Consider the following 259-nt stretch of genomic DNA (forward strand, 5'->3'; position numbering starts at 1 on the left):
GATATCTCATGAAATTTATATTGAGGTGGTTTTTACTTTCGCAAGAGGTCTAATATGAACTAGTTTTGGTCTAATGGTTTATTAAATTATTAAAACTAATAAAAATACTAATGTAAAAGATAAATAAAATAGGCTCTGTTTTGATACCAAAGCCTATTTTTAAAGATAATTATATTTTTATTGTTTTAATAATATTATTAACGTTTCTGATTTTGTTGCCCTTGTTGCCCTTGTTGCCCTTGTTGGTTTTGCTGATCTT

The organism is Acinetobacter sp. GG23, assembly GCF_057766365.1.